This is a genomic window from Streptomyces pathocidini, assembly GCF_001418495.1.
GTDB classification, from domain to species: Bacteria; Actinomycetota; Actinomycetes; order Streptomycetales; family Streptomycetaceae; genus Streptomyces; species Streptomyces pathocidini.
Genome location: NZ_LIQY01000025.1, coordinates 25,808 through 34,448, shown reverse-complemented (window position 1 = coordinate 34,448; position 8,641 = coordinate 25,808). Strand labels below are relative to the sequence as shown.

Genomic DNA, 8,641 nt, shown 5'->3' with positions numbered 1-8,641 from the left:
ACGCGCGCGTGGCGCTGCTCCAGCGGGAGCGGCTACTGCCGTACTTCGTGACGCTGGCGCATCTCGCGCACCGTACGGGGGCGCCGTATGCCCGGCCGCTGTGGTGGTCCACGCCGGGCGACCGGCGCTTGCGGGACTGTGAGGACGCGTTTCTGCTGGGGGACGCGCTGCTGGTCGCGCCGGTGCTGGAGGCCGGTGTGAGGCGACGGGCGGTACGGCTGCCGCGCGGCCGGTGGTACGACCTGGCGACCGGCGAGGCGTACGAGGGGCCGCGGCAGGTGGTTCTGGACGCGCCCCTGTCACGGATCCCGGTGCTGGTGCGGGCGGGTGCGGTGCTGCCGGTCGCGGGGGACTCCGGCGCGGTGGAGCTCGAGGTGTGGGCGCCGCCGGCCGGGCGCAGGGGCGGTGGACTGGTGGTGGCCGATCCGGGGGACGGTTGGGAGCGGGCGCGGGTGGAGCGGTTCGACTCTCGGGTGGTGGACGGGAAGGTGGTTGTCGAGCGGGAGGGCGGTGGGGAGATCGGGTATGCAGTACAAATTCGGGGAGTTATAGGATAAATCAGATGTTGTTCAACAACTCGCCCTGTGGTGTGAGTTCCGCTTCCCCGGAGGACGTTCCGTTGATAGGCCCCTTGTCCATGCCACGACTTGCCGCCTCAGTCCGTGCCCTGGCCCTGTCCGTCGCCGCGTTGGTCACCGCGACCGCCGCTCCCTCGGTGGCGGCGGCGAGTTCGGAGCCGACGGCTCCCGAGGGGTTCGTGGCCCTGCGGGACGTCGACCCGACCATCCTTCAGGAGATGCGCTACTTCACGCCGCACAACTTCGTCGGTGAACCGATCGACGGTTACCGGCAACCCATGTGCATCCTCACCGCCCCGGCCGCCAAGGCCCTCCATAAGGCGCAGGTTTCGCTGCTGCGCCGGGGCTACTCCCTCAAGGTGTACGACTGCTACCGGCCGCAGCGCGCGGTGGACCACTTCGTGCGGTGGGCGAAGGACCTCGACGACCAGGCCATGAAGGGCGAGTTCTACCCGCAGGTCGACAAGACGCGGCTGTTCGAGGACGGCTACATCGCCGAGAAGTCCGGCCACAGCCGCGGCAGCACGGTCGACCTGACGATCGTGAAGATCCCGGCGCGTCCCACCCACCCCTATGTGCCGGGGCAGCCCCTGGTGGAGTGCTATGCGCCGAAGGAGGAGCGGTTTCCGGACAACTCCGTGGACATGGGGACCGGGTTCGACTGCTTCGACACCCTGTCCCACACGCTCGATCCACGCGTCCAGGGCAAGCAGCGCGCCAACCGGCTGCTCCTGAAGGGCACCCTCGAAAGGCTGGGGTTCACCAACCTGCCCGAGGAGTGGTGGCACTTCACCTACAAGCCGGAGCTCTATCCGGACACCTACTTCGACTTCCCGGTCTCGCGGCACTCGCTCTCGCGGTAGCCGGGGCTTGAAGAGAGCGGCGGCCCCGGGCCACTCCCGTCGGTCCGGACCGCCGATCTGCCGTGTCTGACGCGGAATGGCCCTCTCCGGTTCTGGAGCGGGCGGCGCACTCACCCGTACGGCCCCGGGATCTCCAGCCATACGGCAGTGTCGGCCGGCAGCTTCCACTCCCCTGGCCCGCCGTCCCCGCCGTCTCCCTGCTCCTCCAACGGCCCGGCCGACAGGAGCACTTCCGCACCGGATTCCAGGGGCAGGGGCGCGGGGCCGAAGTTGACGACGCAGCGCAAGGTGTCGCCGCGGTCGAAGACGAGGTACGGGGCGTCCGGCGGCGAGAGGAGGCGCAGGGTGCCGTGCGGCGCGACGGGGCGCTCGCGGCGCAGGCGCAGGGCCTGGCGGTAGAGGGCCAGCATCGAGCCGTGGTCGGCCTGTTGGGCCGCCGCCGTGAGCCCTGACCAGCCCTCCGGCTGGGGGAACCAGCAGTCCTCGGGGCCGGCCCTGCCGAAGCCGTAGGGCGGCCGTGCGCCGCTCCAGGGCATGGGCACGCGGCAGCCGTCCCTGCCGCGCTCGGTGTGCCCCGAGCGCACCCACACGGGGTCGCGCAGGACGTGGTCGGGCAACTCGGCCTGCGGGAGACCGAGTTCCTCGCCCTGGTACACGTACGCGGCGCCGGGCAGGGCGAGCATCAGCAGGGCGGCGGCGCGGGCCCGCCGCTCGCCGGTCCTGCCGCCGCCGTAGCGGGTGACCGGGCGTACGGCGTCGTGGCTGGAGAGGACCCAGGTGACCGGGGCTCCTACGGGAGCCATGGCGAAGACGGAGTCCTCTACGACGCGGCGCATTCTGGCCGCGTCCCAGGGGCATTCCAGGAAGGCGAAGTTGAAGGCCTGCTGCATCTCGTCGGGGCGGACGTATCGGGCCAGGCGCCCGGGTTCGAAGACGGCGGCCTCGGCGACCAGGAGGCGCTCGCCCGGGGGCGCGGCACCTTCAACGACCGGGTGGGTGTCGAGGAGGGCCCTCCAGCGCCTGTAGAGGGGGTGCAGCTCTTCCCGGTCGTAGTAGGGCAGCAGATGGTTGCGGAGGACGTCCTGGTGCTGGCAGGGGCCCGCGTCGAGGAGTTCCGGGTCCTTGTAGAGGGCGTGTGCGACGTCGACACGAAAGCCGTCGACGCCGTGGTCCAGCCAGAAGCGGAGGACGCGCTCGAACTCGGCGTGGACGGCCGGGTCGTGCCAGTCGAGGTCGGGCTGTTCGGGCGCGTGCAGGTGGAGGTACCACTGTCCGTCGGGTACTCGGGTCCAGGCGGGACCGCCGAAGGCGGAGCGCCAGTCGTTGGGCGGCTCGACGCCGTCCGGGCCCCGTCCATCGCGGAAGAGGAAACGTTTCCTGGCCGGGTCCCCAGGCGGAGCGGCGAGCGCCTCGGCGAACCAAGGGTGGGTATGGGCGACGTGGTTGGGCACCAGGTCGACCAGGACCTTCAGGTCCAGCCGGTGGGCCTCGGCCACGAGTTCGCCGAAGTCCTCCAGGGTGCCCAGGTCCGGGGCGACGGCTGTCGGGTCGGCGATGTCGTAGCCGCCGTCGGCCAGCGGCGAAGGGTAGAACGGTGTGAGCCAGACCGCGTCGACGCCCAGGTCTCGGAGGTACGGGAGGCGGGCCGTGGCGCCGGGCAGGTCGCCGATGCCGTCGCCGTCGGAGTCGGCGAAGGAGCGGGGGTAGACCTCGTAGCAGACGGCGTGCGTCCACCAGGGTGCGTTCATGCCGAAGTCCCTTGGGCCGTCGGCACGTCGACGCGTTCCGTGCGGCCGGTCGCAGCCGAGCGGGTCGCCGCCTCTGCGACCGCCACGGCCGTCAGACCCGCATGCGCGTCGGCCACCGGGACTCCGCACTCCCGTGCGCAGCGCAGCAGGTCGGCGAAAGCGGCGCGGACGCTCTGCGCGTACACGTACGGCTTGCGGGGCTCGCCGCCGAGGTCGACCAGTGCGTCGACGCGGTGCGGGACACTGCGGCTCACCCCGCGGCCGCCGGCGGCCTCCGCGGAGCCCGCGTCGCGGTGGACGGTGACGGTCACGCGCTCATCGCCGTACGGGGTGTGGCCCTCCACCGCGAGCAGGTCGCGGGCGCGTACGGGCAGTTGCTCCCAGCGTTCGGCTCCGGCGTCGTCCGTCCAGGCGGTCAGGGTGGCGTGCGTGGGGATCCAACCGGTGACACGGGCCTCGGCGAAGCCGTAGTCCAGGCGCATCAGCTGGCGTTCGCAGCGGTGGGCGTGGGTGAAGGAGTGGGTGTGGGTGGCAACGGCGCCGCCGGGGTGGACGGCGGTGGCGACGACGATGTCGGCCGGGCCGCCCTCCCTGTGCACGGCGGTGGCCTGGACGGACTGCGGTTCGCTGCCCATGAGGGCGCGGGCGGCATCGAAGAAGTGGACGCCGTGCTCGACGAGGATGCCGCCGCTGTGCGCGGGGTCCCAGAACCAGTGGCCGGGCCCCAGGTCCTGGTCCGAGGCGTCGTTCTCGAAGGCGAAGCGGCGCAGCGGGTCCAACAGGCCTTCGGCGCCGAGCCGTTCCAGCATCCTGAGGATCGGGTTGTAGCGCAGGACGTGGTCGACGACGAGGACGCCGGGGGCACGGGCGGCCTCGTCGCGTACGCGGGCGGCGTCCTCGGTGGTCGTGGCGAGCGGCTTCTCGCAGAAGACGTGCCGGCCCGCGCGGAGGGCCGTGACGGCCATCCGCGCGTGGGTGGCGGGCGGGGTGGCCAGGGCGACGGCCTGGACGTCGGGACGGGCCAGCAACTCGTCCAGGCTGCCGCAGGCGTCCGTGGCGTGGGCCGCGGCGAGGGAGCGGGCGCGCACGGGGTCGGGATCGGCCACGGCGGCGATCCGCAAACCTGGCAGGCAGGCCACGGCGTCGAGGACGTACGCTCCGAACGCGCCGCAGCCCACCAAGCCAAGCCCTATGTCCCCGGCGGAGGTTGCTCCAGAGTGCGGGGTGGTCATCCGGTGCGCTCCAGGCGGGCGACGCCGATGTGCGCGTCGGCCATCCCGTAGAAGACGAACAGCTCGCCGTCGATCTCCTCGATGGCCGTCGGGAAGACGACATTGGGGACCGTGCCGGAGAGCTCCTCCTCCGTCTCGGGCTTCATGAGGGGTTCGGAGGAGCGGGCCAGCACCTTGGAGGGGTCGGCCAGGTCCAGGATCATGGCGCCGGCCGCGTAGCTGACCTTCTGGTTCTGGGCAAAGGGGTCCTCGATGTGGCCGGAGACGCCGTGGTGGATCATCAGCCAGCCCTCCTCGACGCGGATGGGGGCCGGGCCAGCGCCGATCTTCAGGCTCTCCCAGGGGTGTTCGGACAGGGCGACGAGGCGGTGGTCGCGGGGCCGGACGAGCGCGGTGATGTCCTTCTCGACCTCGGCCGCCGGCACGTAGCTGATCCAGATGCCGGGCCGCTCGTCGGTCACCCCGGCCGGGAGGTGGACGCCCTCGCCGGGGCGGAACCAGCCGAGGTCCCACATGGGCCGGTGCAGCATCGCGTAGGCGGGCTCGCCGTCGGGGCCGGGGACGGGCTCGGGGAAGTGGACGACGTCCTTGTTGGGGAACAGGTTGAGGTCGGTGTCCAGGTCCGGCTGGTAGGCGAACTGGACGGGCCCGAGGCGGCGCCACTCGGTGAGGTTGCCGGACACGGCCAGCGCGGGCTTGGGCCCCAGGGGGCCGTAGGCGACGTACGACATGACGTACTGGCCGAGGCTGGGCACCCAGGTAATGCGGGGGTCCTCCACTCCCGCGTTGTTCTTGCCGCGCTCCCAGCCCTCGTCTGGGGCGAGGACGACCCCGCGCCGCTCGACGCCGGACGGGACCCCGTCCTCGAAGAGGACCTGGGCCAGGCCGACGCGCGAGACGTTGCCCTCGGCCACAAGCCGGGGCAGCAGGTGCAGGGTGCCGTCGGGGGTGCGACCGGAGGCGGGGTTGAGGACCCCCTCGACCTCGTCGGGCACGCCGGGCTCGGGCGACATCACGACGCCCTGCCGGACGAGGCGGTACGGGATGGCGGCGGGGGTGGTGGTGCGGTCGAGCACGGTGGCCTAGCCCTTTACTCCGGAGTCGATGTTCGTGTGGGTGAAGCGGTGCTGGAAGAGCAGGAACAGCGCCACGGCGGGGACCGCCAGGACGCAGGCGCCCGCCATGAGGGCGCCGGTGGGGTTGTCGACGGTGCCCTGGAGGTTGCTCATGAAGCCGGCCAGGGAGACGGCCAGCGGCTGCATGTCGGCGTCCTTGGTGACCAGGAAGGGCCACAGGAACTCGTTCCAGGGGCCGATAAAGGTCAGCAGGCAGCCGGTCAGCAGGGCGGGGCTGGCCATGGGGACGGCGACCCGCCACAGGACGGCGAGTTCGCCCGCGCCGTCGATCCGGGCGGCCTCGAAGATCTCTCCCGGGATCTGAAGGAAGAACTGGCGGAAGAGGAAGACGGCGGTGGAGTTGACGGCGAACGGCAGCATCATGCCCAGGTAGCTGTCGCCGAGCCCGTAGTCCCGCACCACCAGCACGTACAGCGGCAGCATCAGGAGCTGGAACGGGATGGTCTGGACGAGCAGCAGGGCGGCGAAGAGGGTGCCCCGGCCGCGGAACTGAAGCCGGGCCAGGGCGTATCCGGCGAGGACGCCGAAGACCAGGGTGGAGAGCAGGACGCCGATGGTGACGACGCCGGAGTTCAGCAGCGAACGGCCCAGGGAGATGGTGTCGTTGATGTTGGCGTAGCTGTCGGTGGTGAGCGTGCCCGGGGTGGGGATCGCGCCGTTCAGGTCGCCGGTGGTGGTCTTCTGGAGCGAGCCGACGAGCATGTGGAGGAACGGGAAGAGGAAGGCGACGGCGCCCAGGGTGAGGACCAGCAGGCGGGCCGAACGGCCGCCCAGGAGGCGGGTCATGGCACCGGGGGTGCGGCTCATGGGTCAGCCCTCCTTCTCGGTGAGCTTGCGGGCGAGCAGGGACAGCACGACCACGAACAGCACCAGGACGACGCCCAGGGCGGCCGCGAAGTCCGGGTGCCCCTGCTCGATCCCCCTCTGGTACATGACCAGTACGGGCGAGGCGGAGGCGTGGTCGGGTCCGCCGCCGCCGGTCAGCAGGTACGGCTCGCTGAAGAGGTTGGCACCGGTGATGATCGCGTAGACGGCGACCAGGGTGGTGGCCGGGCGGACGCCGGGCACAGTCACGGACAGGAAGCTGCGGACGCGGCCGGCACCGTCGAGGGCGGCCGACTCGTACAGCTCCTTGGAGACGCTCTGCAGGGCTGCCAGATAGACCATCACGAAGAAGCCCAGCTGCTTCCATGCGACGAAGACCGCGATCACGGGCATCGCCAGCACGGGGTTGACCAGCCAGGAGGGGTCGGGGGCGAGGTCGCCGAGGAGGTTGTTGACCAGGCCTTCGGCGCCGAAGAGGAACTGCCACACGGCCACGAGGGCCACACTCGCCGTCACGTAGGGCACGTAGTAGGCGGCCCGGAAGAAGGAGCGCATCGGCAGTTTGGCGTTGAGGGCCGAGGCGAGGACGAGGGACAGGACCACGGTCAGCGGCACGTTGATGGCCAGGAAGACCGCGATGTTGAGGAAGGAGCGCAGAACCACCGGGTCGCTGAAGACGTCCTGGTAGTTGCGCAGTCCGACCCAGGGGGCATCGAACTCGGCGCCGGGGGCGGTGAAGTAGAAGCGGTGGAAGGAGATCCACAGCGTGTAGCCCAGCGGCACGGCGAAGACGACGAGCAGGAACAGCGCGTAGGGCGACACGAACAGCGCGCCGGGCCGCGGGAGCGGGAACTTGCGGCGGGGTCGCGTGCGTTGGGTGGGTGTATCGGCACGTTGGCCGGTCGGCGCGGGGGTCGGCGCGTCACCGGTGGCTCTGATGGCGGGGATGCTCATGGGGGGACCTCGGTGCTCAGTACTCGGCGAGGATCGACGCGATGTCGCGGGACGCTCCGCGGAGCGCCGCTTCGGGCCGCTCGCGGCCGAAGACGACCGAGCGCGTCCACGCGTCCCGGAAGGTCTGCCAGACGTCGATGGATCCGGCGACGTTCGGCACCTCGACGGTGCGGTCGGCCTGTTCGGCGTACGTGGTGTAGGCGGGGTTCTTCGCGAACCAGTCCGGATAGGTACCCGCCAGGTCCTCACGCATGGGCATCTGGCCGGTGGCGGCGAGGAACGCGCCGTCCTGCTGCCGGGAGGTGGCGAACTTCAGCACGTCCCACGCGGTCGCCCGGTGCTCGCAGGCGCTGAACATGGCGGCCGACTTCTCGTCGCTGAAGGTGCTGATCCGGGAGGCGGGGCGGCCGTCGGAGGTCGGGAAGGGCACCACACCCCAGTCGATCGAGTGCTTGTAGGCGACGATCGCCCAGGGGCCGCCCGAGGCCATCGCGGACTTCCCCATGCCGAAGGCGTCGCCCTGGAAGGTCTCCTGGGGGACGAGCTTCTCGCGGTAGAGGGTGCGCCAGAAGGTGGCGGCCCTGCGGCCCGCCGGGGAGTCGAACTGCGGCCTGCCGTCCTCGACGAGCGGTTTACCTCCGCTCTCGGCGATGAAGGAGGGGTAGAAGTCGAACCAGGACTGGAAGAACTCGGACCCGGCGGAGGGCCAGATCGCGGCCGGGGCGGCGCCGCTCTCGACGATCTTCCGCGAGGTGTCGAGGAAGTCCCGGTAGGTGGCCAGCTTCGGGTGCTCGGGGTCGAGTCCAGCCTTCCGGAATATCTTCTTGTTGTAGAGGATCATCCCCGGGTTGCTCTTCCACGGGAGTTGGCGGAAGTGGCCGTCCTCGGAGCGGTACTGGTCGGCGCGGGGGCCGGTGCGCTCCCTGATGTAGCGCTCGGCGCCGGGGAAGTCGTCGAGAGGGACCAGCCCGGCCTGCTTCTGGAACTGGGGCACCGAGGCAGGCGAGGTGTTGAAGACCAGGCAGGCGCTGCTGCCCGCGATGATAGAGGCGCTCAGGGCCTCCTCGGAGGTCTTGCCCGCGGGTATCTGCTGGACCTTGATCCGCTCGCGCGGGTGGGCCCTGTTCCAGGCGTCGACCATCTTGGTGCCCCAGGCGACCTCCGCGGCGTTGTTGGACAGCCACACGGTGATCGACCCGCGGGACGTCGTGGCGGTCGCGGGATCGGGGCCCGGTCTGGCGCAGGCGGCGGTGGCCGCGGCCAGCGTCATCGCCAGCAGCGCCGCTCCCCACTTCCTCGGCATGG

Annotated in this window: 7 protein-coding genes and 1 pseudogene; 2 read left to right on the top strand and 6 right to left on the bottom strand. The window is 71.2% G+C overall.

Annotated elements, in window-relative coordinates; genetic code table 11:
- Together AOK16_RS01710 and AOK16_RS01705 are read left to right on the top strand one after the other, a co-directional pair.
- Nucleotides 1-557 (top strand): annotated as a pseudogene (locus tag AOK16_RS01710) (glycoside hydrolase family 31 protein); the annotation flags it as partial.
- Between the two features lie 80 nt (nt 558-637).
- On the top strand, nt 638-1,441 hold the full coding sequence (locus tag AOK16_RS01705; protein ID WP_055470403.1) for a M15 family metallopeptidase: 804 nt from the start codon (nt 638-640) through the stop codon (nt 1,439-1,441).
- A gap of 110 nt (nt 1,442-1,551) precedes the next feature.
- Here AOK16_RS01705 and AOK16_RS01700 read toward each other — a convergent pair whose 3' ends face one another.
- The 6 genes from AOK16_RS01700 to AOK16_RS01675 form a co-directional block, all read right to left on the bottom strand.
- Nucleotides 1,552-3,189, bottom strand: coding sequence for a glycoside hydrolase family 13 protein (locus AOK16_RS01700; protein ID WP_055470402.1), 1,638 nt, complete (start codon nt 3,187-3,189; stop codon nt 1,552-1,554).
- Nucleotides 3,186-4,421: a Gfo/Idh/MocA family protein gene (locus AOK16_RS01695; protein WP_055470401.1), complete on the bottom strand. Its 1,236-nt coding sequence runs from the start codon at nt 4,419-4,421 to the stop codon at nt 3,186-3,188. The genes AOK16_RS01700 and AOK16_RS01695 overlap by 4 nt, the downstream gene beginning before the upstream one ends.
- Nucleotides 4,418-5,434 carry a glycoside hydrolase family 130 protein gene (locus AOK16_RS01690; RefSeq protein WP_055470409.1) on the bottom strand — a complete coding sequence of 339 codons (1,017 nt, stop codon included), beginning with the start codon at nt 5,432-5,434 and terminating at the stop codon, nt 4,418-4,420. Before AOK16_RS01690 ends, AOK16_RS01695 begins: the two co-directional genes overlap by 4 nt.
- Before the next feature lie 69 nt (nt 5,435-5,503).
- Nucleotides 5,504-6,364 (bottom strand): carbohydrate ABC transporter permease, encoded by an 861-nt coding sequence (locus tag AOK16_RS01685; protein WP_205627610.1) that lies wholly within the window; start codon nt 6,362-6,364, stop codon nt 5,504-5,506.
- A gap of 3 nt (nt 6,365-6,367) precedes the next feature.
- Nucleotides 6,368-7,336 carry a carbohydrate ABC transporter permease gene (locus AOK16_RS01680; RefSeq protein ID WP_079100952.1) on the bottom strand — a complete coding sequence of 323 codons (969 nt, stop codon included), beginning with the start codon at nt 7,334-7,336 and terminating at the stop codon, nt 6,368-6,370.
- 16 nt (nt 7,337-7,352) lie between these two features.
- Nucleotides 7,353-8,639 carry an extracellular solute-binding protein gene (locus AOK16_RS01675; protein WP_055470400.1) on the bottom strand — a complete coding sequence of 429 codons (1,287 nt, stop codon included), beginning with the start codon at nt 8,637-8,639 and terminating at the stop codon, nt 7,353-7,355.
- Between the last annotated feature and the right edge of the window lie 2 nt (nt 8,640-8,641).